Consider the following 21,614-nt stretch of genomic DNA (forward strand, 5'->3'; position numbering starts at 1 on the left):
TTTTGGTTTCTCCCTCGCCATGCTCTGGTTATAGCTTACACGTGAAGATTCTTAATAGTGTGCTATAGAAAAAAAGAGGAGTGCAGTGAAATTTTCAGTTATTGAATTCTCTGATGACGTTGACCATCTCGATTGCCCCCACCGCGGCATCGAAGCCTTTGTTTCCTACCTTTGATCCGGCGCGTTCAATCGCCTGTTCAAGATTATCTGTTGTCAGAACACCAAACATGACCGGAATTCCGGATCTCAGCGAGACGGTCGCGATACCTTTTGTCACCTCATTACAGACATAGTCGTAGTGGCTTGTTGATCCGCGGATCACGGCTCCCAGACAGATGACCGCGTCATACTTTTTGGACGCCGCCATTTTTTCGGCGATCAGCGGGATCTCGAATGCTCCGGGGACCCAGGCGATCTCTATGTCGTCATCTGCCACATCATGCCGTTTTAGGGCATCCAATGCCCCTCCAACCAGTTTTGCTACGATAAACTCATTGAATCTTGCTGCAACTATACCTATTTTAATGTTTTTTGAAACCAGCTTTCCTTCGTAAACTTTCACACTAATCACCTTAACAGTCCATTGGACTCATCTTTTTCTGTTCAACTGCAAGAGCCGAAGCCTCCTGCTCTCTCCGGTATGTCTGGAGGTCTTTGATGGTCACAAAGATCAGATTATACTTCTTCGCCATCGAGATAAGCTCGGGAGTCCGCATCATTTCTCCATTGTCCGCCATGATTTCACAACAAAGTCCTGCCTCCTTAAGTCCCGCCAGTTTCATGAGATCGACGGTCGCTTCGGTGTGTCCTTCACGTTCGAAGACGCCGTTATCTTTTGCAACAAGCGGGAACATATGCCCCGGTCTTCGAAAATCGCCAGGGCGTGCCAAAGGATCGATACATTTTCGTGCCGTGATGCCGCGTTCTACCGCGGAGATGCCGGTGGTGGTGTCGACATGATCGATGGAGACAGTGAATGCTGTTTCGTGATTGTCGGTATTTTTTATCACCATCGGCGGGAGAGAGAGTTTCTCGGCGAGCTGTCCCGACATCGGCATGCAGATCAGCCCTCTGCCGTATTTCGCCATGAAGTTGACATTTTCCGTAGTGGCATGTTCGGCGGCACAGATCAGGTCACCTTCATTTTCTCTGTTTTCATCGTCGGTGACGATGATCATCCTCCCATTTCTGAGAGATTCCAGCGCTTCTTCGATTGTGTTAAATGTAAACATGGCTAAAATCCTGCTTTGCTGAGGTATTCCTCGGTTATGACACATCTTTGCGGTTCGCTCTTCTGCATTCGGGTGATGAACCGTTCAACGTATTTGCCAATCATATCACACTCCAGATTCACAGTCTCTCCCTGAGATTTTGTGAGAAGGGTCGTGGATCGTTCCGTGTGGGGAATAACGGCAATGCTGAATGAATTCTGAGTTGTGGATGCCACTGTAAGGCTGATGCCGTCAACTGCGATGGATCCTTTTTCAACGATGTATTTCAGAATGCTGTTATCAGCGGTAATGGTGACCCAGACGGTTTTTCCATCCCGGCGGATCATTGAGATAATTCCTGTTCCGTCAACATGACCGGTGACGATGTGCCCGCCGAAACGACCGTTTGCCGCCATGGCACGTTCAAGATTCACGAAACTTCCAGCTCTGAGTGCTCCAAGAGAAGTCCGTGCGAGTGTTTCGCTTGTGGTATCGGCATCGAAACTCTGCCCGGCAAGTTTGCTTACGGTAAGACAGACGCCGTTCACTGCCACACTGTCCCCTAGACGCAGGTCTTCAAAGATCCTGTCGCCTCTGATGGAAAGTATCGAGGAGTTTTGACCTTGCATGATCCTGGTCACTGTTCCGATCTCCTCTACGATTCCGGTAAACATGATCTTTGACTCCTGTGCAGGTTGAACCAGCCTGATTATCTATTCAACCCTCAGCTATTTAATCGTTATCAATTTTGAGTTTCAAATCAAAAATGAGTTAAAATGATTTTTGACCTGCCTGATGCCGGTGCTTTCCGGCTCTATGCAGCTTGATTCCCTCACGTATTTACTATGGCTGGCAGCGTCACGAAAAATCATAAAATAAAAACAAAAACAGTGGACCCGAAGGGATTCGAACCCCTGACCTCCGCCATGTAAGGGTTTTTGAAAAATCGGAAAGTTGTACGAATGATTTATTAGAAAATCAAGATATATCATTAAATCTTGATAAAAATACCCAATTGGAGACACTTAAAAAAGAAACGCAAAATCCGCGCGGTTGTCTTTGTACCTATCTTGATGACCCTGAGTTTAAACATAAGTATCTCAACTTCTGCGAACGGACCGGGACGAACAACGAAAGAACCCGAAGAGGGTATTATTCCGGATTGGAGTCTCTCTTACCCCTCACAACACCACGGGATTTATCAGATTATTCTGAAAATAACGGTAAGAATATCACTTCATCGGAGCGGAAAGGATTATTAAAACTGTTTAAGTATCTCGAAATAAAAGAGATGATAACGGTATTAAACAACTACCCTATTCAATTGTGGAGGGTTAATTTAAATCTTGCAGAAATGACTAAAGGAACGCGGTCTAATGGACGGTTAAAGGATCTCACAGATGATGAAATCTATGATGGTCTGTATAGTATCGAACCGGCATTCAGAGATTATTATCTATTAATGGCATACTCCGGAGCGAGACATTCACAACTGTATGAAGCTTTATCAAAACCACGTGAAATAATCCACGTTTCCGACACTGTCATTAAAATAGATGTCCGCGGTTTAAGTCAGGGGAAAAAGAATGCGTATTACTTTTATTTCCCGTCTGAAATGGAAGAAATTTTAATTAATTACAAACATACCGGATGTATCTATAATCTTAGTAAAGATATTTCTTCGGAGACTCCAAAAGGCAGGAAAATAAACCCCGCGGGTCTGAGAAAATGGCATTATACCTTAATGCGGTCCGGTGATGTCTGTATAGATTCGACTGCCGCAGACCATATACAGGGACGGAGTCCTAAAGGGATAAGCGATATCCATTATCTGGATCTTGATAAGATGAGTGATGAAGGATACTGCCGCATAGTTTCAAAACTTACCCGCGTGTTTTGCATTCCCCACTTGAAACAAACAGCGACAACCGCAGACAAGGCGTGCAATTAGAGAAAAAATAAAAGGAGATTGAACTAAAATGAAATTTTATGAAAATTCAGAACTTGTAGCCACATTGACCAACGAAGAAGCAGTCGAACACTGCATTAAATGCTCATATTGTTACCACAACAACGACGGGTCACACTCATGTATTTTAGGGGTTGAAGATTGGAACCTTGAAGAAGAGTTAGAGAACGAGGACGACAACCAACTTGAATGTTGGATATCCTAACCTTTTTTAATTCTTATGCGCGTTTCAGTATTCACCTTCAGGATGACAAAAGACATACTGAAAAACAAGAAAAATTAATAACCTCAATTTTAACTCTATTTTTAAAATAAAGGTATTATAAACCATATTCTCATTATTATAAGTATATATACCAATAAGCAAGTATATATACTTACAACACAATTAATATTGCATTTTCTGAGATAGATTATTATGCATATCCGTACAGATATTAATATTGTAGTTCGGTATCTTTTTGTATCGTACTGGACTGCGGGAAAAAAATAAAATGTTCAGCCAGAAGGTGAGAGTAGACATATTAATCCCGTATGGTCTACGCATCGAAGCCAAAAATCTAGGGATCTCAATATCACAGGTGACAACCGATGCGTTGAAAAATGCCATCGATGCTAAGAAATTAGAGTTGATTTAATGGAAAGCGAAATACATAAAAGGGGTCTTGATACCGATTGCACTCTGCATCAAGACAAGTTCAAAACACTCACAGTAGATTCGACCTCAAGGGATATATTGTTTTTCCATGAGGTCACGTCATGACGGTTATATCGATACATGATTCCTTAATGGACCTCGTCGATGTGATTTTATTAAAGAGTAGGTCAAAAATGCCTTTAGGATCATGGACGGAAAATACATACTCCCTAAACTCATCTGAGGTCCGGGTACACATCGCAAACGGTGGTAATATTGGATTTTTCCCGAAAAACGGTCTTTGTATTATCGACGCTGATTCTGAGGAATTGTATAACTCCGTCCCTCTTGGATGGAAAGATACGTACACAATCAAAACGGGACGAGCATCCGGTGAAGGTAAGCACGTTTATTTAGTCTGTAAAGATGCACCAACCGGAGCAAAATATGTATTTGGTGATAAAGGAGATATCCGTTTAACCGGTCACCGGTCCTATGTGCTCTCTCCCGGGTCGATTCATCCCGATTCAGGATTAGCCTATGAGGTGATTAATGATGCAGAGCCTCGTATCGTGTCTTGGACGGATTTAAAAGCGTGGATAAGGTCAATGGGTGGGTTGACAGACTCACAGCCGGAAACTCCCATTACGACCTCTTGGAAAGCACACTCTTTGAAAGAAGGAAACGGGTTAGCAGAAAGGCTTGGTTTAAAGGTCACTGATTATCTTATGCCTGTCGGGGAATCCACTTACATTAACGTGAAGGGTGAAATTAGAGGAGCTCATCCGATCCACGGCAGCGAGACCGGGAATAATTTTAGTGTAGACCCTGCCGCAAATGTATTTTACTGCTTTAGACACGAGACAGGAGGGTCCGGTCTCGAAGCATACGCTATAGCTAAAGGGATCATTCAATGTGAAGAGTGTAAACCGGGTTGGTTCATGGGAGAAAACGCAGGAAGGGTTCTGGACTCGTTAGAGAAAGATGGATACAAGACTCATGCCGACCTTGAAGGGATTAACATAGATGAACTCCGATCTTGCTTGAAACCCTCCACGGGAGGGAAGGAGGAACCCCTAACGCTGAATCTGGAGTCTGATAACCTCATTATGCAATATATTGCAACAAGTCAACTCAAAGGTGGATTTTTAGAGTACTCAACCGCGGGAGCCTTCGCTTTGATGAGCACATTAGCGGATCGGAAATTATCTATTACATTCCCAGAGATAGGCAACATTTATACAAATGTATGGGGTCTGATGATAGGTGATGCTTCAAGTGGTAAGACATCCACATTCGACGAGTTGTCTAGGATCTTGGACTTTATCGGGAATACCTCCCCAAAACTCGCAGCAGAGTATAGCGTCCAAGTAGTGGGTGAAATTCTATCTAAGAACGCTCACCGGGTTGTGTTTAACGATGAAATCGCAAAACTCCTAGAAGAATCCCACCGGAGCGGCTCACATATGCGGGGAATCCTTGATCTATTCTGTGTTCTGTACGACAACCCCAACGAATACGTTAAAGAATTAACAGGGAACAGAGAGTTTGCGGCACAAAATGTTTATCTGACTAATCTGTTCGCAACTACCGGATCTAAATTTATAGCCGAAAGTGAAGAGACGGATGTTACCGGGGGGTTATGGTGCCGTTTCTTACTTTTTCAATGTCAAGGTCCAGCTAATCAAAATCCGTTAAGCACACCCCGGAGGGAGAGGGGAGGCGGAGAGAACCCTTGGAACGATGTTATCATACACGCACGGAAGATTCAGCAGGCTCTTGATATGTTCGACCATTTCTCTTTATACCCTAGTGAGAAAGCAATGAACGAATACAACACATGGGATACATCCCGCACAAAGGCTCAACAGAACGAGCTTGAAGGCAGCCTTATCAAACGTCTTAGGATGTATGTATTCAAGCTTGCCATGCTCTTCTACATGGGTTCTATGGGGTTCTGTGAGGACGTGAAACATGAGTATAAACAGACCCCACACGATGGACGAGATTTACTAAGACTATCGTCCATGAATCCCGGCATTCAAAGGAAGGGGGTATGCGAACTCGACATACCGGATCAGTATATCACAGAAGCCAAACGGTTGATTGATGGTTACTTTATCCCTCGATCCTTCGAAACCTACACCCGTACGTGTCGGGAAGGTCGTACTCTGTATGCATCTGTTATGCAGGTTCTCGAAGATGCGAGAGGGACACCGATAAGTAAGGATGATATTAATAAAAGGCTCAAAAACCAGAAATCCTTTTCCAGCCGTGAGGTTATGAACACCCTCCTCGACGGAGAGGGGGATGGGGTTATCATGTTTACAAAAATACCCTATCATCATCCGGTCAAAGGTGAGTGTACGAAAAACGGGTATGTGTTGACAAAGTTTTTTGGAAGAAAAGATAATGTGGAAGTAAAGGGGGTAGTATGTTAAAAATGATAGTAGATATGGTAGATAGTGTAGATAGTATAGATAATTTGAATAATATAGATAGTCTTGATAGGGTAGATAAGGTAGACATCTTGAATATCTTGACATCTTGTCATCTTGTATTCGTACCGGACCATGCGAGAATACAAGATGTCTGCTTTCCTGATCTTCGTGGTGGGTTTTGTAGGTACACCTCGCTTGAGGATAGCGACAGCCGGACCTTCAAGGAGTTCAGATAATAATGTTTTCAAAAAATAAACCACGCGGTCCGGCACATCACAGCCAAAAAACACGGGGACCGCTTCTTAAAAACCAACCAAAAAACCAACCAAAAGGGAGAAAAAATAAATGGTAAATAACGTAACAGATATACCGGAAACAAGCTCAAATTGCGGATATTCTAGAGAACGGCTCTTAGATTTGAGCGGAAAAATCCTAGAAAAGCTTGAGCAGAAATTGACCCAAGGGGAAAGGTTCAAGATGAGTCAGTCTGACCCCACATACCTAGGGTATATTAGAGCGTTCAGCAGTCTCATGACGGCTCATAACTCCACTTTGAAGGATTTTGAGTTAGCCGAATTGGACCTAAGAGTTAAGCAGTTAGAGGTTGAATCGAGCCATAAGGAATTAGTGAGAGTGAAAGAATGACAACAGTAAATAATATTAAAAATAGGGTCGATGCATTAGCACCGGCAGAGGGACCCGTACCCACGGATCCCAAAAAAATGACCGATAAACAGCTTATGACTAGAATCATTAAAGATCGGTATGGGAGACTACCCACGCCGGAGGAGCTCACACCTGAAGGATCCAGTCAGTTAATTGAGACGCTGAGGAGGGAAAGAGATGAATAACCCGGAATTTGATTTGGAGAAATTCAAAGCGACAGAAAGAGAGACGGCCCTACAAAAAATTTTAAAAGACGCGGAACGACGGAGACTCGCCTCGGAAGCCGCAGCATGTATTAAAATTGCCACGGATTTAAAAACCGTCCGGGATATAGAGGAAAAAACAGGAAGTAAGAGTTTTAGAAGATTATGACACCAATCACCAATGATACCAACATGGTCCTTAGGGCCACATCCGACGCTAGAAAGCTTGAATTGATTTCCGCACATCTTAACATAAATTTGGCTGAAATTATCTTAGAGGAGACCGCGAAGGAGCAAGCAGAACAGTTAGCTGAACTTAAGAGGCAAGAGGAAGAGCTCCAAAAGGAACTCGTTCGTAAACTCAAAGCACAGCGCGAGTTCATTAAGCAGGGATTTTTGAGCGGATCCATAATAGCTATCACACCCAAGCGCAAACTTTGGAGCGATGTGGATCAGCTCACAGACTCGCAATGTTATACTATTAAAAATGCAGTCCATGAGATCTTAAACACAAACTCGTTCCCTGTATACGCAAGGGAAATTCATATCGACTGCGATGGGGTGGATCTTTTGATTCTGTGCCGCAAGTCAGCTTAAACCCCATACCATTCCTTTTTTGATTACACTACCACACTGTCTTAACACTGTCTTATATTGGCAATACACAAGCGTTTAACGGTCTTTTAAGCGGGTCTGATGTTGAGATGATACAAACACCTTACCCATTGAGAGAGAACCCTTTAACGGCACGCTGTGAAGGTCTGTGTTTTACCTCCTCCCCCACCACGTGGAGGGATTTATTCTATTTTTGCCAAATATCATAAAAAACAGGATTTTTTACTAAACTGTACTTAAGTATATATACCCTTGGGATAACCGCTTATTGTGTACGTACAAGACATTTTGTACTCACAAAACAAAAAGGAGGAAGCTCATGAGCCAAATGGTAAAACAAACCCGCAGGAATAGAGAACGAGTTAATGTTACTATTCCGCAGACCGTTAAAGACATTGCAACGAAAAACGGTTGGAATATGTCTAAAATCTTAGAACAAGCTATTTTAAGCCGTATTAAAAACAGTGGACCCGAAGGGATTCGAACCCCTGACCTCCGCCATGTAAGGGCGACGTCATAACCACCTAGACCACGAGTCCAAATTACCTTACTAAATACTATTTACGGAGTTATTAATCCTGCGGAAAAGGAGTGGGAATGATCCCGACCCGATTTCTGTCTTATGCAAGACCGAATGACTTCAGGGTAACAGCGGTGTCGACCTTTCCGACCTGATACACTTTGCCCGTGGAGACTTCGTTGATGATGACTTCGGCCGGTGAGAACAGGCTCTTGTCGATCTTGTAGAAGTCGTATCCTGCTTCCTTGAAGATCTCATTGAACGGTTTGCCGTATCCGTTCGATGAACAGCTGGGGATCTTCTCAAGATAGTCGACGATCTCCGGAGCATTCATCGTCAGGTTGATCTGTCCGTGGTAGATGGTTGCGTCGTTTGTAACGCCCATGGCGAGTTTTGCTCCTCGTACCGGCGGGATCGGGGCAGTACCTGCGGCCGCAATGATCTTTGTCGTGTCAAAGCCGAGTTCGTTCAGTTTGTACACTGCGGTCTCGACGCAGCGTCCGGCGACCTGAATAGAGCCGACGATGGATGACGTCGGGGCAACGAGTGCGCAGACGTTCGCGACATCGACCTTACACTTCTCTGCGATCATCTCCATGACCGCTCCGCTTGGCAGACGGTCTGCTTCAAGACAGATCACTGCTGCATCTGAGTCATCCTCATAGCCGATCACTTCATAGGTGTGTTTCGGCTGAAGGGACAGGGCGCGTGCGGGTCCGGATCCCATTGCGAAGAAGTTGTCAAGTTTCACGGTCCAGCCGGCTTTCTGTGAGCCGAGGCAGGAGATGGCCGGGAAATCGGTGTTCACATCGATGAAGGTCATCGGGAACTGGCCGACCATACCCTGACGGAAGGCAATGTCTCCAAGGCCGCCCATACAGATGCGGGTGAAGTAGTCACCTGCTCCGTATCCGCCTGGGACACTCACACCACAGTCGACCACACGGGAACCGTTGTCGAGTTCGTGGTATGCAACATTAAACAGATCTGCGTTCTCTACGAGTTCTTCGAAGAGATCAAGTCCAAGTTCGTTTACACTTACCAAAATAAATCACCCTAAGGAATATTATTCAGATATGGAACCGTCAAATAGATAAGAGTTATGAGTCGGGATCGTTTCTCTCAGTTCTTCTTCTGCAGGAGCTTACTGACCCGTTCTTTCTCATATCTGAGGTTCACATAGCGTTTTCTCCCGCTCCCTTTATTAGCATAGTCAACGGTGATCACCCGGAGATGATCGAGTTTTTCGACGATCTCATTGAATCGGGTAAGCTTTGGAGCATCCTTCGTCATCGATCTGCGAAGGTCTCCGGTCGTCAGCAGCGTTTGTGTGCCTGTCATCTTCACCAGCTGTTCGAGGATCTGGAGTTCATCCGGAGAAAGAGTTTTGATCGTTCCGGCAAGATGGAGGTCCTGTGAAGCTGACGCGGCTTTTTGCAGATCTTCCTGCGTGACCGCTCTTCTTGCATCCGTTTCCGCGTACATTACTGCGCGTTTGATCATATCCAGACCTATGCGGATGTCTCCGCAGCGCATCGTCCGGTCCACGATATAATCCAGCTGTTCTGAGGTGAGAACGTTTGGGTAGAGACCCTGGGCGACCCGCTGTGAGAGGATCCCTGCCACCTCTGCAGCGCTGTATGGTTCGAAGTTGACCGTCTCGTATCTGAAAACCGAGGCGACCCGTGCATCAAGTATGGACTCGAGGAGGATATCCGGGTCGCTGATGACGACGATCACCCCGATCGCTATCTTTTGGTAAACTTCGTGGATACGCAAAGCAGCGTAGAGAACATTGTTGAACTCTTTATTGTAAATCAGATAGTTCGCATCATCCAGACAGATAAGCGGGATCACTTCCTCCTTCTCAACATATTTTGCGAGCATGTCCATGAGAGTTTTGAAAGCGGTTCCTGAGGGCGGCTGCCTGTTTTTTGTCAGTTTCGTATATATCCGGGAAAAAACTGCATACTCTGTGCTGTCGATCTGGCAATTGATATGGATCGGAACGATTTTTGTTGCCGCTCCCTCCACCTCTTCAAAAAATTTCTTAACAGATGTGGTTTTTCCGGTGCCGGGAACACCCCTGCAGATTGTATTTAGGATGCTTCCGCCGATCAGGGCGGGTTTGACGGCAAATGCCAGTCTTTCGATCTGTTCGTCGCGGTAATCAAACTGCTCGGGGACATACGTGATCTCAAAGACTTCTATGTCTCTGAAGAGGGTCTGATCCCACATGAGCAGATTTTTTTTCATTTTATCCTCATTTCATACATTTTTTACAGAGTGTCTTCCCCATAAAAAGATTGGAGACGTCACGCTGCACTTTGGATACCGGAACCCCGCATTTCTCACAGACAAATTCTCCTTCATGGATCTCCGGTGTTTCCTTATTTTGGGTCGCGATCTCAGTCTGATCATCCTCCTCTGACTCTTCGGGCTGGATGATCCTTGTATCCTCCAGGATATCCGGGGGGATCTCCTCCCCCTCCTCGTCCACCGGATGGATGAGCGGAACTTCCTCCATTGGGAAGTAGCCGCTTTCCAGATCTTCCGGCGCGTCCCGTTCAAGCACCCGTTCTTTATATCTCTCGACCGCCGCTCTGGTTACGGTATCCTGCACACCGAATTCATCCAGGGTCTGTCCGAGAAAATCGACGAGCTCTCTTACTGCGCCCTCATCCTCGGCTATGTCGGAAACTTCGACCCTCAGGCTCTCATAATTGCCCAGATTGATCGTCACTCCAATCGTAACTGTTCTCTTGTCTACCATAAGCAGTATGATGTGTTAACGTATGTTTTGCAAAGAATTAATGATACTGATGAATGATATAATAGTTAATCGGACAGATGATGAAAGTTACCCCCGCTGAACCGCAAGGTCATGATGATGCGTGGTCCTGATGTCCCATCACTTTTCTTTATCCATGCTCGCTGGATCTTTGTGATCGCAATCTCCGGTTTTTTCATCTTCCCCTCCAAATAATGTACCCTGCATGGCAAAACGCGGTCTGAAAAAATGTGTCGTCTACCCTCAAATCGTCCCTACGGATGAGTCTGATACGATTTCAGCGCAGATCACGTTTCCATATCGTCATCTTAACTACTCATTTACAATTGAGATCCCGCTTTCTCTTTACAAGGGCGCAAAAAGATCGGGAAAGTCCGCCAAAGTTCCGGCAGGGATCCAGGATGCCTGGCTTGCCGGATATTATGCAGCCTTCACTCTCGATCCTTGTCTGAACCGGGTGTATCAGACTCTTCTGTCCAAATTTCGCAAAATCAGAAATGAGCGAAACCTGAATGATGATGAATATCTGGAACTTTTGACTGCGTATGTTCAGTCTCTTCCGTATGACACGGAAAAACTTTCTTCAATCGATCCTGCACCCCGCTTTCCGGTCGAAACGATCGTTGACGGCACCGGGATCTGCAGCGACAAGTCCCTTCTTCTTGCAGGTCTTCTCTCTCACGAAGGGTATGCGGTCTCAGTTCTCCAGTTTGCAAAAGAGAATCATCTTACAGTCGGTCTGCCCGCCCCGCCCGGATATGATTTCGCCGGGTGCGGTCATGCGGTCGTCGAAACCACTGCGATATCATATATCGGTCATCCTGCCGGTGAGTACGCCGACACAACGTCAAGGCCAAAGGTTTTTCCGATCGGGCACGGCACAAAGCGGTACGGCAGTATCCGGGATGTCGCCAAGATCCTTGAAATGCTCGATTCTCTCAATGAAAAGATATCTGAGAACGGGACGCTTACTTTGGAGATCGTCCGTCTTCATGAAAAACTTCTCGATCTTAAAGATGAACTTACGCGGTCCAGTGACGAACTCCTGGTTTTGTCTGCCGAAGAAAAAATTCAGGAGTACGAAGCGCTTCGTCATCGCCACAACGCCAATGTTGCCCGTCTTAAAAAAATGATCGACTCCTACAACAGACTTGTGGGCGAGTATCAGAAACTCGCCGGCCTTGCCGAGTTCATTAAACATAACCGGCTGGATCGTCCGGCTGTCTCCCGCAAACTCAACTCGGCCGTGGATTAATTTCCTCCCGGGTGTGGGAGTCTTATATGGGAAGAAAAACAAAACCTATTCCACATGTTGACCGAGGAACTTCCAAAGACCTACGACTTTGCCTCTGTCGAAAAACGCTGGCTTGACCAGTGGGACGACAGCGACTTTTACTTCGATAAAGACTCAAAAAAACCTCAATACGTAATAGATACTCCTCCGCCGTATCCGACTGGAAAACTCCACATCGGGCACGCTCTTAACTGGGTATATATGGATATCATCGCCCGCTATAAGCGTATGACAGGGTTCAATGTTATGTTCCCGCAGGGGTGGGACTGTCACGGGCTTCCGACCGAGGTGAAGGTCGAAGAGACTCACAATATCACAAAGAACGATGTCTCCCGTGAAGAGTTCCGCACAATGTGCCGCGAGCTCACAATAGAGAACATCACCAGAATGCGGCAGAGTCTGAGAACGATGGGATTCTCCGTTGACTGGAGTAATGAATACATCACGATGGAGCCGTATTACTACGCAAAGACTCAGCTGTCGTTTTTGCGCATGCTCAAGGCAGGTTACATCTATCAGGACGAACATCCGGTCAACTTCTGTACCCGCTGCGAAACGGCGATCGCCTTTGCCGAAGTATCGTATTATGAAGGAGAGACGCTTCTCAACTTCTTTGACTTCGACGGCATCGAGATCGCGACGACCCGCCCCGAGCTCCTCGCAGCCTGTGTAGGGGTCGCTGTCCATCCGGATGATGAGCGGTATACATCTCTCGTAGGGAAAACGCTCCGGGTCCCGATCTTTGGTCATGAGGTCGTCATAATCGCCGATGACGCCGTTGACATGACCTTCGGGTCCGGCGCTGTGATGATTTGTACATTCGGTGACAAGACCGATGTGTTCTGGTGGAAGAAACATCATCTCCCGCTCAGAAAGGCTCTGACGACCAAAGGCACGATGACCGCGATCTGCGGAAAGTATGAGGGCATGCCTTCTAAAGAGTGCCGCGCAGCCATCCTTGCTGATATGAATGAGCTCGGCATTCTAAAAGACCAGAAGAAGATCGAGCAGAGAGTCGGCGGCTGCTGGAGATGCAAGACTCCGATCGAGATCCTCTCCGAGCGTCAGTGGTTTGTGAAGGTGAACGGCGGCGAGATCGTCAAGGCTGCCCGGGAAATCAAATGGTATCCAGAACACATGCTCCAGCGCCTGGAAAACTGGGCGGAACAGATGGAATGGGACTGGTGCATCTCGCGGCAGAGGCTGTTTGCCACCCCGATCCCGGTCTGGTTTTGTGACAAGTGCGGTGAACTGATCCTTCCCGATGAGGCCGATCTTCCGATCGATCCGACGATCGAAAAACCAAAACATGTCTGTCCTAAGTGCGGAGGAACCGAGTTCACCGGCGAGAAGGATGTTCTCGACACCTGGATGGACTCGTCCATCACCGACCTTCACGTCACAGGATGGGACGGAAGCGGCATGCCGCCATACTTCCCAGCCCAGATCCGCCCGCAGGGTCATGATATCATCCGGACCTGGGCCTTCTATACGATCCTCAGAAGCATGGCCATTCTCGGGGAGAAACCGTGGGATGGTATCCTCATCAACGGCATGGTTCTTGGTGAAGACGGGTTCAAGATGTCCAAGTCACGCGGCAATGTGATCGGTCCGGAAGATGTTATGGGGCCTTATGGTGTGGATGCTCTGAGACAGTGGGCGGCTTCAGGCTCGTCGACTGGTCAGGATATCCTCTTCAACTGGAACGATGTGGTCGCTGCATCCAGATTCCAGACAAAGATGTGGAACATCGTCAGATTCTCGCTGATGCAGATCAAAAAAGAGTCGCCTGTTCCGGAAAGCGATGCTCCTTCAACACTGATCGACCGGTGGATGCTTGCTAACCTTTCAAAGACCATCGCTGAGGTCACCGGGGCGATGGAGGAGTATCTCTTTGATAAGGGTCTGAAAACGATCCGCGATTTCGCCTGGAACGTGATGGCTGATGAGTATCTCGAGTTTGTGAAAGGCAGACTTTACAGTGAGGAGCCTTCACGCGCCGGAGCGGTCTATACGCTGAAAACAACGCTTGATGCACTGTGTGCGATGCTCTCTCCCTATATTCCGTTCTTCGCTCAGGAGTGCTATCATCATTTATCCGATGGAAAGAGGATCATCGATCACCCATGGACGACGTTTTCCTACGTGGATGAGGATGCACTGCGCGACGGCGATCTGATCGTGAACATTGTCAGCCTTCTTCGCAAATACAAGCACGACTCGGGTCTCGCGCTGAACGCACCTCTTGGCAGTGTTACGATTTATACTCCCTCACATAACATCGATGACTCCGGCGATCTCGGCAGGACCGTGAACGCCGAGGTTGTGTGGAAAGCTGAGGAACCGGCTCTTGAAAAGAAGGTTGGCGAAGTCGTTTTCAATAAAAGTGTTGTTGGGAAAAACCTCAGAAATAAAGCAGGCGCATTTATGACTGCAGTAAATGCCCTTCCTGATGCTGACAAGATCACGCCTCCGGTCTCTATCTCCATAGAAGGTGAAGAGGTCAGTGTTCCTGACGGGGCCTGGACCACATCGTACATCTATTCAGTTTCCGGTGAATCGGTCGATGTTCTTATGCTCGATGACGTGATGATCACCATAAAACGCACCTGATTTTTCAGGTGTAACACGTTTTTTATATTCTCCGCTCTAACGTAGTAAGCACATGTCTGAAAGCTACGCATGTGGGACTTCCCAGAAACCACTTCTTGGAAGTACCGTAGGATACGTCTTGAACAGCATTGCGGCTAAATACCCCCGCAATGATGCTCTAGTATCCTTTCAGCCGAATCCCTACAGTAAACGGTGTATGTCTGCCGCGGCAAATTACTGCCACGAAGGGCTCGTTTCCGACGAGCCGAACTCGTACCGCGAGTCCGGACTAACCCTAACGACTGCAGGGTCTAAGGTCCTTCGCTACACCTGGGCGGAGTTCCTTGCTGAAACGAATGCCGTGGCAAAAGGTCTTATGATGCTCGGCGTGGAACACGGGACCCGTGTTGCCATCTGGGCAATGAATTATGCTGAGTGGGTACTCGTGCAGTTTGCGACCGCAAAGATCGGGGCAGTGATGGTCAACATCAATCCGGCATACCGGACGTTCGAACTGGAGTATGCCCTTAAGCAGTCTGAGGTAGACACGCTGATTCTGCAGGGCAAGTTCAAGACCTCTGATTATGTCGGAATGTTCTACGAAGCATGCCCCGAGGCATTCGAGGCAAAACCCGGCAAGATCCGGTCCGAGAAGTTCCCGTATCTACGCAACGTCGTATTCATGGGTGAGATCATCTACAACGGCATGTACCGCTGGAGTGAGCTTCTGGAAATGGGTGAGTATGTCTCCGACTTCGAGCTGGAAAACCGTGAGGAGTCCGTCTCCTTTGATGATGCGCTGAACATTCAATACACGTCAGGCACGACCGGATTTCCCAAAGGTGTCGTGCTTTCCCATCACTCGGTATTGAATAACGGTCTCTTTATCGGAGACGGAATGGGCTTTACCGAGAAGGATAAACTCTGTATCCCAGTGCCGTTCTACCACTGTTTCGGGATGGTCCTCTCGAATATGGCATGCGTGACGCACGGATCCACGATGGTCATTCCTGCACCCTTCTTTGATGCCGAGGCTGTTTTGCAGGCAGTCGAAGCTGAAAAGTGTACGGCGCTTCACGGCGTTCCGACCATGTTCATCGCAGAACTGGAACACCCGAACTTCGACCGATACGATCTTTCAAGTCTCAGGACTGGTATCATGGCAGGTTCTCCGTGTCCGATCGAAAAGATGCGGGAAGTTGCCTCACGGATGAACATGAAAGATATCGTCATCGTCTATGGCCTGACTGAAACGGCGCCGGGCATCACCATGTCCACCACCTCTGACACGCTCGAAAACCGTGTTGCGACCGTTGGAAGAGCATTCCCGCACACCGAGATCAAGATCACCGATCCGAAGACCGGAAGGATCGTTCCTCTCGGAGAGAAAGGCGAGATATGCGCCCGCGGCTACATGAAGATGAAATGCTATTACAATAATCCGAATGCAACCAAGCAGGTCATCGACAAGGACGGCTGGCTTCACTCGGGCGATCTTGGCACTATGGATGAGGAAGGCTACGTCCGCATGGCAGGTCGCCTGAAGGAGATGGTCATACGCGGCGGAGAGAATCTGTATCCGCGTGAGATCGAGGAATTCTTCCATCTCCACCCAAAGATCTCCGACATTTATGTCATTGGCGTTCCGGATGCAAAGTACGGTGAAGAGCTTTGCGCCTGGGTGAAATCAGAGCCCGGTACGACGGTCACCGAAGAGGAGATCAGGGCATTTGCTGAGGGCAGGATCGCCCGTCACAAGATCCCCCGTTACTACAAGTTTACGGACTCCTTCCCTATGACGGTCACCGGCAAGATCAAGAAAGGGGATATGCAGGAAGTGTCCATCGCCGAACTTGGTCTCGCTGACGTTGCGAAGATAAAAACTGCCTGATGATAAAAAAGAAAGAGTGATATATCTCGCTCTACCACATCTATTTTATGAAGAAAATTCTTATTGCATTTGTTCTCTGTGTCCTGCTTTTCTCAATCGGAACTGCGGGCTGTATCGGCAGTGAGCCGATCGTTGGAGACTGGCTTATATACGGTACCGAGATTCCGGTCGTATTCAACAATGACGGAACCGGAACAATAACTATAACCTTCTTCGGCATCACTTCCACCGTTCCAATGACCTGGGAGAAGACCGAAGAGAAAACGTATAAGCTCACCGGAACCTCAGAATTATTCAATGCAGGCACCTACACCCTCTCTGCTGACGGGAAATCCCTTGTGGAGGTTTCCACCGGACTTAAGGTATTTGTAAAGAAAACATAACCCTATTTTTTATTTCTTTTTCGGTGTTTGAAGAAATCTGTTCTTATCAGTTTAGAACTCCCATCTCCACCCGTCTGTTTTCATCAGTTTTTCTACGTCTTTGTAATCGGGCATCAGTCGTTTGACCTCATCCCAGTAGTTTTTCTGATGGTGGGGGAATCTCAGATGCACTATTTCGTGAACAACGAGATACTCCGCGACGATTTTTGGTGCGAGCAGCACCCGTGCATTGATGATGATGCCGTTTTTTGGTGTACAGCAGCCCCATTTTTTCTTCTGGAGCCTGATACGCAGCTGCGGTTTATTTACGCCGGCAAGTTTCGCATACTTCTCCACATACGGATCCAAAACCACGGTTCCCAGGCGCCGGTACAATAGCGTGACCAGATCACGTGCCAGATTCTTGGAATCATCTGGAGAAAATGTGTCAGGTATCGATAACCTAAGCTGTCCTTCGAAGATCTCCGTTCTGGCGGGTCCAATTGTGCGCTGTATGGTTAGAGGTTCGCCAAAAAACGATATTTTCTCTCCTTCTTCATAACTCCGCGGGTTCGCCTGTTTTTTTTGAAAAACAGACTGCTGTTTTGCGATCCACTCGACCCTGCTCTGCGCGATCTCTACTGCCCGTTTTTCCGAGATCATCGAAGGAACCCGCACAAGGACTTCTCCTGCGGTCGTAACTTCGATCGCCCAGGACTTTCTTCTGTCTGAGTAGATCACGTTGATCGGGATATAATCTCCATTCCATACAACAGCCGGACCCATATGTGAAACATTATCTCTCATACTCTCCAATATAAGTAACTGAATGTTAGTCCGTGCCATAGATCAGGAAGTGCTTGATCTCCTTTTGGAGATGGGCAGATCAAGTTTTCCTGATGAATATATCGTCATGCTGGGCATGGAAAAAGGGGTCATCAATGTTACCTACCCGATACCCGGCACTACTGTTTCGCAGGACAGCGCCAATATCTTCATGGATATGATCCCGCTGGGGATGCAGATCGCCGGCACCGCTCACAGTCATCCAAACGGCTGTTTATCTCCTTCTGATGCTGATCTTGCCACATTTTCCCAAAGCGGCCAGTGCCATATCATTGTAGGCGCGCCCTTCGATGAAAATTCCTGGAGATGTTACGGAAGGGACGGGAAAGTAAAAACTCTTGAGGTCATATCATGAAACGGGTCGTTGCCACCGGGACTTTTGACATCCTTCATCCCGGACATATCTACTATCTTGAAGAGTCGAAAAAACTCGGTGACGAGTTATGGGTCATCGTTGCGCGGGAAAAAAACGTCGTGCATAAACCCCGCCCTATCGTTTCTGAAGAGCAGCGGCTCAAAATGATCCGGAGTCTCCGGTGTGTGGATCATGCCGTTCTTGGGGATCAGACTGATATGTATAAACCGATCCGGGAGATCGATCCGGCAGTAATAACAATAGGTTTCAATCAGAAATGGTCCGAGGAAAAATTGACACGGGAGATGCGTGAACGCGGAATCTCTGCCGAGGTCGTTCGTATTGCTGAGTATTCCGGGATGCCGTTCACCTCATCAACTAAGATCATCGAAGAAGCCGTAAGGAGAAGATCGCAATGAAATCAGATAAGAAACTGGACAAGATGGACAAGATATCCGAACTTGTCAGATTTGTCGTTGAGAAGGGCGGCGAGGCAACGCTGATCCCGGCAAAAGATATTGTAACGGCTGAGTGGGTGAGACAGAAATGTCTCTTCGGGTGTAATGGATTTGGCCGCCGGTTTTCCTGTCCTCCTTATACGCCAACCCCTGCGGAGACCAGGAAAGTTCTCAAAGAATACAAAACTGCCATCCTCATAAAATTTGTAGGCGATGTCGGCGAAACCACCCCGGAGAGGCTTGTCTCCCGTGAGATGACTGCGTATGTCCAGAATGTCATGTATGATCTTGAGATGATGGCATTCTCAGCAGGTTTTTACAAGACATTCGGTTACACTGGTCATCAGTGCGGGCTGTGTGCTCACTGCAAAGCAAAAGATGACGATGCGGAAATAACTGACTGTGTCAACCGAAGAAAAATGCGCCCGAGTATGGAAGCTGCGGGCATCGATGTGTATGCCACCTGCGCCTCCGTCGGCTGGGGTCTCGAGGTTCTTTCCTGCACGGAAGTCGCGGGCGGATGCGTCCTGGATTCACCGATGACGACCGTTATGCTCCTTTTAATTGAGTGAATCATATGAAAAATTCCCCATTTTTAGCCCCTGTCCCGTTTTACTGGTGTGACAAATGTCATTCTCCGGTGATGGGAAAACTCTGCTCCTGCGGAGAAAAAACCCGTCCCGTCTCAGTGACGCCGCCGGGAGATGTCCGCCCCGCTTTTGACCGTGACAGAAATCTTGTGAACCGCCTTTTCGAAGAACAGTTTGGTGTCCCGCTGATCCCTGAAGGATTTCTTGCAATTCTGAATAAAGTCCCTGACGAGGACAGGATGGAGGAGATAATCATCGGCGGAGCGGTAGTCTGTGCGATCAGATATATCCCGGCTGAGTCCCGATGGGAAGTTCTCCCAAGGGAAGCGGCGGCATCGCTGGTCGTTCCGACCAAGCGTTTCATCAAAGTCACCGATGATGCGGCCGGTTATATCAAGGAAGGAAGCAGCGTTCTTATGCCCGGCGTTACCTTTGTCTCTCCCGATATCGCCGTAGGAGATAGTGTCTTCGTTATTGCCGAGTCCGGAGAATGTGTGGCAGTCGGCCGAGCAAAAATGTCTTATCAGGATACGGTGGGTGCGACCCGGGGTCAGCTCGTTCGGACCCGCCGGACCCAAAAACCCGTGGTAGATGCATCTCCTTCGACTTGGAATGATGCGATTTCAGCAAACAAAAACATTCTCGATCTCTATGAAAGAAAATCGATCGAGTTCATCCTGGACGTCATCGCCAAAAATCCGGACATCCAGCCTACCGTTTCCTACTCCGGCGGAAAAGACAGTCTGGTAACGCTTCTCATCACGCTCAAGGCCGGGCTCAGACTTCCGCTGATCTTTGCCGATACCGGACTTGAGTTCCCGGAAACGATCGAAAATGTCCATCAGGTCTCCGAAATGTTTGGCCTTCCTCTTATTGAGGAGTCGGGGGATTCCGGATTCTGGGAGGCATTTGAGACGCAGGGTCCGCCTGCAGTGGATTTTAGGTGGTGCTGCAAAGCATGCAAACTTACGCCGGTCAAGACGTTGATCGAAAACGAGTGGGGTGAGGCCATCTCTTTCATCGGTCAGCGGAAGTTTGAGTCTGCAAAACGGATGCAGAGTCCGCGGGTCTGGAGAAATAGAAATGTTCCCTGCCAGCTTTCAGCAGCCCCGATCCAGCACTGGACCGCTATGCATGACTGGCTGTATCTTTTCCGAGAAAAAGCGCCCTACAATCCGCTATACGAACTTGGCCTGGATCGGATCGGCTGCTTTATGTGCCCGTCGTCCGACATCGCCTGCATGAAGGATATCGAGGCGCGGTATCCGGAGATGTGGGCCGACTGGGAACGCAAACTGAAAGCATGGGGGGATGCAAACGGCAAATCACCAGAATGGGCGTCGAAAGGTTTATGGAGGATCCGTGAAACAAATGAAGAAGACGGTGACATAGATGGGCACTTCTGAAATCGCAGTTTTGGATTATGGATTAGGAAATCTCAGGAGTGTGGTCCGTGGTCTCGAGGCAGCGGGGGCCCGCCCGATAATCACGAACGATCCTGAGATCATCCAATCGGCTGACGGGCTTCTCCTTCCGGGAGTAGGGGCCTTTGCCGAAGGGATGAACAAACTCGCGCCCCTGATCGATCTTGTAAAAAAAGAGGCAGCAAAAAAACCTCTTCTGGGAATATGTCTCGGCATGCAGATGCTTCTAGAGGAGAGCGAGGAACACGGTCTTCACAAAGGGCTTGGCTTTGTGCCCGGAACGGTTCGGCTTTTTCCAAAAAAACCCGGGATGAAGATACCTCAAATGGGATGGAATACCATCTCACCCTCTGGCCATCCGCTTTTTGAAGGAATACCTGACGGGACATATGTCTACTTCGTCCACTCGTATTATGCTGAAACTACCCCTGACTTTACGATCGCGACGACCGATTATGTCGTATCATATGCATCGGCCGTCTGTGCGGGCAATGTAATGGGTGTTCAGTTCCACCCGGAAAAAAGCGGGGACGCCGGCATTTTGATTCTCAAAAATTTTGTTCAGATGATCGAATGAGATAAAGGCATTTTCTCCCTCTTTTCTCCGCATGAAAAATCATCTGTTTTATGCTGCTCCGTCTTTATCCATATGGAGATTATCCTTCAATTTGGGTTTATTCCAACCAGGTTTTCATTTGTGGTTCACCCACATTAATAAGCAATCCGCACTAATATAATAATGCAAATAT

Annotated in this window: 22 protein-coding genes and 1 tRNA gene; 15 read left to right on the forward strand and 8 right to left on the reverse strand. The window is 47.7% G+C overall.

The window, feature by feature from the left end; all coding sequences use genetic code 11:
• Positions 1-94: 94 nt before the first annotated feature.
• From ribE to EYA77_RS08235, 3 genes are read right to left on the reverse strand one after another with little or no spacing between them, the layout of a single operon-like run.
• Positions 95-568: a 6,7-dimethyl-8-ribityllumazine synthase gene (ribE, locus tag EYA77_RS08225; RefSeq protein WP_342664201.1), complete on the reverse strand. Its 474-nt coding sequence runs from the start codon at positions 566-568 to the stop codon at positions 95-97.
• Between the two features lie 4 nt (positions 569-572).
• A complete protein-coding gene (ribB, locus tag EYA77_RS08230; RefSeq protein WP_042696361.1) occupies positions 573-1,232 on the reverse strand; it encodes a 3,4-dihydroxy-2-butanone-4-phosphate synthase in 660 nt (219 codons plus the stop codon).
• 2 nt (positions 1,233-1,234) lie between these two features.
• Positions 1,235-1,885: a riboflavin synthase gene (locus EYA77_RS08235; RefSeq protein ID WP_042696360.1), complete on the reverse strand. Its 651-nt coding sequence runs from the start codon at positions 1,883-1,885 to the stop codon at positions 1,235-1,237.
• Positions 1,886-2,226: 341 nt separating this feature from the next.
• Here EYA77_RS08235 and EYA77_RS08240 point away from each other — a divergent pair, with 341 nt between their 5' ends.
• The 6 genes from EYA77_RS08240 (at position 2,227) to EYA77_RS08265 (ending at position 7,724) form a co-directional block, all read left to right on the forward strand.
• Positions 2,227-3,162: an integrase gene (locus tag EYA77_RS08240; RefSeq protein ID WP_167816415.1), complete on the forward strand. Its 936-nt coding sequence runs from the start codon at positions 2,227-2,229 to the stop codon at positions 3,160-3,162.
• A gap of 807 nt (positions 3,163-3,969) precedes the next feature.
• Positions 3,970-6,258: a bifunctional DNA primase/polymerase gene (locus EYA77_RS08245; protein WP_209315040.1), complete on the forward strand. Its 2,289-nt coding sequence runs from the start codon at positions 3,970-3,972 to the stop codon at positions 6,256-6,258.
• A gap of 345 nt (positions 6,259-6,603) precedes the next feature.
• The gene (locus tag EYA77_RS08250; RefSeq protein ID WP_167816417.1) at positions 6,604-6,903 is read left to right on the forward strand and encodes a hypothetical protein; all 300 of its coding nucleotides are present in this window, start codon (positions 6,604-6,606) and stop codon (positions 6,901-6,903) included.
• The gene (locus EYA77_RS08255; protein ID WP_167816418.1) at positions 6,900-7,109 is read left to right on the forward strand and encodes a hypothetical protein; all 210 of its coding nucleotides are present in this window, start codon (positions 6,900-6,902) and stop codon (positions 7,107-7,109) included. Before EYA77_RS08250 ends, EYA77_RS08255 begins: the two co-directional genes overlap by 4 nt.
• Positions 7,102-7,296, forward strand: coding sequence for a hypothetical protein (locus EYA77_RS08260; RefSeq protein WP_167816419.1), 195 nt, complete (start codon positions 7,102-7,104; stop codon positions 7,294-7,296). The genes EYA77_RS08255 and EYA77_RS08260 overlap by 8 nt, the downstream gene beginning before the upstream one ends.
• Positions 7,293-7,724 carry a hypothetical protein gene (locus EYA77_RS08265; protein WP_167816420.1) on the forward strand — a complete coding sequence of 144 codons (432 nt, stop codon included), beginning with the start codon at positions 7,293-7,295 and terminating at the stop codon, positions 7,722-7,724. Before EYA77_RS08260 ends, EYA77_RS08265 begins: the two co-directional genes overlap by 4 nt.
• A 483-nt stretch (positions 7,725-8,207) precedes the next feature.
• Here EYA77_RS08265 and EYA77_RS08270 read toward each other — a convergent pair.
• The 4 genes from EYA77_RS08270 to EYA77_RS08285 all read right to left on the reverse strand — a co-directional run bounded on the left by EYA77_RS08270 (position 8,208) and on the right by EYA77_RS08285 (position 11,035).
• Positions 8,208-8,281, reverse strand: a tRNA-Val gene (locus EYA77_RS08270).
• Between the two features lie 81 nt (positions 8,282-8,362).
• Entirely contained in the window at positions 8,363-9,307 is a 945-nt protein-coding gene (gene mch / locus EYA77_RS08275) for a methenyltetrahydromethanopterin cyclohydrolase (protein WP_042696359.1), read from the reverse strand.
• Between the two features lie 77 nt (positions 9,308-9,384).
• Positions 9,385-10,518 (reverse strand): ORC1-type DNA replication protein, encoded by a 1,134-nt coding sequence (locus EYA77_RS08280; RefSeq protein WP_042696358.1) that lies wholly within the window; start codon positions 10,516-10,518, stop codon positions 9,385-9,387.
• Positions 10,519-10,525: 7 nt separating this feature from the next.
• On the reverse strand, positions 10,526-11,035 hold the full coding sequence (locus tag EYA77_RS08285) for a hypothetical protein (protein WP_143745018.1): 510 nt from the start codon (positions 11,033-11,035) through the stop codon (positions 10,526-10,528).
• Positions 11,036-11,258: 223 nt separating this feature from the next.
• Here EYA77_RS08285 and EYA77_RS08290 point away from each other — a divergent pair, with 223 nt between their 5' ends.
• The 4 genes from EYA77_RS08290 to EYA77_RS08305 are packed head-to-tail and all read left to right on the forward strand — an operon-like array spanning position 11,259 to position 17,213.
• Positions 11,259-12,308, forward strand: coding sequence for a hypothetical protein (locus EYA77_RS08290; RefSeq protein WP_042696356.1), 1,050 nt, complete (start codon positions 11,259-11,261; stop codon positions 12,306-12,308).
• Between the two features lie 54 nt (positions 12,309-12,362).
• A complete protein-coding gene (locus EYA77_RS08295; RefSeq protein ID WP_095642399.1) occupies positions 12,363-14,960 on the forward strand; it encodes a valine--tRNA ligase in 2,598 nt (865 codons plus the stop codon).
• Between the two features lie 52 nt (positions 14,961-15,012).
• The gene (locus tag EYA77_RS08300; protein WP_167816421.1) at positions 15,013-16,830 is read left to right on the forward strand and encodes an AMP-binding protein; all 1,818 of its coding nucleotides are present in this window, start codon (positions 15,013-15,015) and stop codon (positions 16,828-16,830) included.
• Between the two features lie 47 nt (positions 16,831-16,877).
• Positions 16,878-17,213: a hypothetical protein gene (locus tag EYA77_RS08305; protein WP_042696353.1), complete on the forward strand. Its 336-nt coding sequence runs from the start codon at positions 16,878-16,880 to the stop codon at positions 17,211-17,213.
• 51 nt (positions 17,214-17,264) lie between these two features.
• Here the strand turns inward: EYA77_RS08305 and EYA77_RS08310 are convergent, their stop codons facing one another.
• The gene (locus EYA77_RS08310) at positions 17,265-17,999 is read right to left on the reverse strand and encodes a M48 family metallopeptidase (RefSeq protein WP_167816422.1); all 735 of its coding nucleotides are present in this window, start codon (positions 17,997-17,999) and stop codon (positions 17,265-17,267) included.
• Positions 18,000-18,021: 22 nt separating this feature from the next.
• On the opposite strand from EYA77_RS08310, the gene EYA77_RS08315 reads away from it, so the two are divergent.
• The 5 genes from EYA77_RS08315 to hisH are packed head-to-tail and all read left to right on the forward strand — an operon-like array spanning position 18,022 to position 21,442.
• A complete protein-coding gene (locus tag EYA77_RS08315) occupies positions 18,022-18,393 on the forward strand; it encodes a Mov34/MPN/PAD-1 family protein (RefSeq protein ID WP_042696351.1) in 372 nt (123 codons plus the stop codon).
• Entirely contained in the window at positions 18,390-18,812 is a 423-nt protein-coding gene (locus EYA77_RS08320) for an adenylyltransferase/cytidyltransferase family protein (RefSeq protein WP_042696350.1), read from the forward strand. The genes EYA77_RS08315 and EYA77_RS08320 overlap by 4 nt, the downstream gene beginning before the upstream one ends.
• On the forward strand, positions 18,809-19,423 hold the full coding sequence (locus EYA77_RS08325) for a DUF2284 domain-containing protein (RefSeq protein ID WP_095642402.1): 615 nt from the start codon (positions 18,809-18,811) through the stop codon (positions 19,421-19,423). The genes EYA77_RS08320 and EYA77_RS08325 overlap by 4 nt, the downstream gene beginning before the upstream one ends.
• Positions 19,424-19,428: 5 nt before the next feature.
• Positions 19,429-20,847, forward strand: coding sequence for a phosphoadenosine phosphosulfate reductase family protein (locus EYA77_RS08330; protein WP_167816423.1), 1,419 nt, complete (start codon positions 19,429-19,431; stop codon positions 20,845-20,847).
• Positions 20,834-21,442, forward strand: a complete 609-nt coding sequence (gene hisH / locus EYA77_RS08335) for an imidazole glycerol phosphate synthase subunit HisH (protein WP_167816424.1) — start codon at positions 20,834-20,836, stop codon at positions 21,440-21,442. Before EYA77_RS08330 ends, hisH begins: the two co-directional genes overlap by 14 nt.
• Positions 21,443-21,614 lie beyond the last annotated feature (172 nt).

It is taken from the genome of Methanocorpusculum sp. GPch4 (assembly GCF_012062385.1).
Taxonomy (GTDB): domain Archaea; phylum Halobacteriota; class Methanomicrobia; order Methanomicrobiales; family Methanocorpusculaceae; genus Methanocorpusculum; species Methanocorpusculum parvum.

Bases quoted from the DNA above. Each gene is read 5' to 3' on its own strand.
- EYA77_RS08295 (WP_095642399.1), top strand. From the start codon at position 12,363: ATGTTGACCGAGGAACTTCCAAAGACCTACGACTTTGCCTCTGTCGAA.
- EYA77_RS08255 (WP_167816418.1), top strand. From the start codon at position 6,900: ATGACAACAGTAAATAATATTAAAAATAGGGTCGATGCATTAGCACCG.
- EYA77_RS08280 (WP_042696358.1), bottom strand. From the start codon at position 10,518: ATGAAAAAAAATCTGCTCATGTGGGATCAGACCCTCTTCAGAGACATA.
- EYA77_RS08290 (WP_042696356.1), top strand. From the start codon at position 11,259: ATGGCAAAACGCGGTCTGAAAAAATGTGTCGTCTACCCTCAAATCGTC.
- EYA77_RS08285 (WP_143745018.1), bottom strand. From the start codon at position 11,035: ATGGTAGACAAGAGAACAGTTACGATTGGAGTGACGATCAATCTGGGC.
- EYA77_RS08310 (WP_167816422.1), bottom strand. From the start codon at position 17,999: ATGAGAGATAATGTTTCACATATGGGTCCGGCTGTTGTATGGAATGGA.
- EYA77_RS08250 (WP_167816417.1), top strand. From the start codon at position 6,604: ATGGTAAATAACGTAACAGATATACCGGAAACAAGCTCAAATTGCGGA.
- ribB (WP_042696361.1), bottom strand. From the start codon at position 1,232: ATGTTTACATTTAACACAATCGAAGAAGCGCTGGAATCTCTCAGAAAT.
- EYA77_RS08265 (WP_167816420.1), top strand. From the start codon at position 7,293: ATGACACCAATCACCAATGATACCAACATGGTCCTTAGGGCCACATCC.
- hisH (WP_167816424.1), top strand. From the start codon at position 20,834: ATGGGCACTTCTGAAATCGCAGTTTTGGATTATGGATTAGGAAATCTC.
- EYA77_RS08315 (WP_042696351.1), top strand. From the start codon at position 18,022: ATGTTAGTCCGTGCCATAGATCAGGAAGTGCTTGATCTCCTTTTGGAG.
- EYA77_RS08325 (WP_095642402.1), top strand. From the start codon at position 18,809: ATGAAATCAGATAAGAAACTGGACAAGATGGACAAGATATCCGAACTT.
- EYA77_RS08245 (WP_209315040.1), top strand. From the start codon at position 3,970: ATGGACCTCGTCGATGTGATTTTATTAAAGAGTAGGTCAAAAATGCCT.
- EYA77_RS08330 (WP_167816423.1), top strand. From the start codon at position 19,429: ATGAAAAATTCCCCATTTTTAGCCCCTGTCCCGTTTTACTGGTGTGAC.
- EYA77_RS08235 (WP_042696360.1), bottom strand. From the start codon at position 1,885: ATGTTTACCGGAATCGTAGAGGAGATCGGAACAGTGACCAGGATCATG.
- EYA77_RS08320 (WP_042696350.1), top strand. From the start codon at position 18,390: ATGAAACGGGTCGTTGCCACCGGGACTTTTGACATCCTTCATCCCGGA.
- EYA77_RS08260 (WP_167816419.1), top strand. From the start codon at position 7,102: ATGAATAACCCGGAATTTGATTTGGAGAAATTCAAAGCGACAGAAAGA.
- EYA77_RS08300 (WP_167816421.1), top strand. From the start codon at position 15,013: ATGTCTGAAAGCTACGCATGTGGGACTTCCCAGAAACCACTTCTTGGA.
- EYA77_RS08305 (WP_042696353.1), top strand. From the start codon at position 16,878: ATGAAGAAAATTCTTATTGCATTTGTTCTCTGTGTCCTGCTTTTCTCA.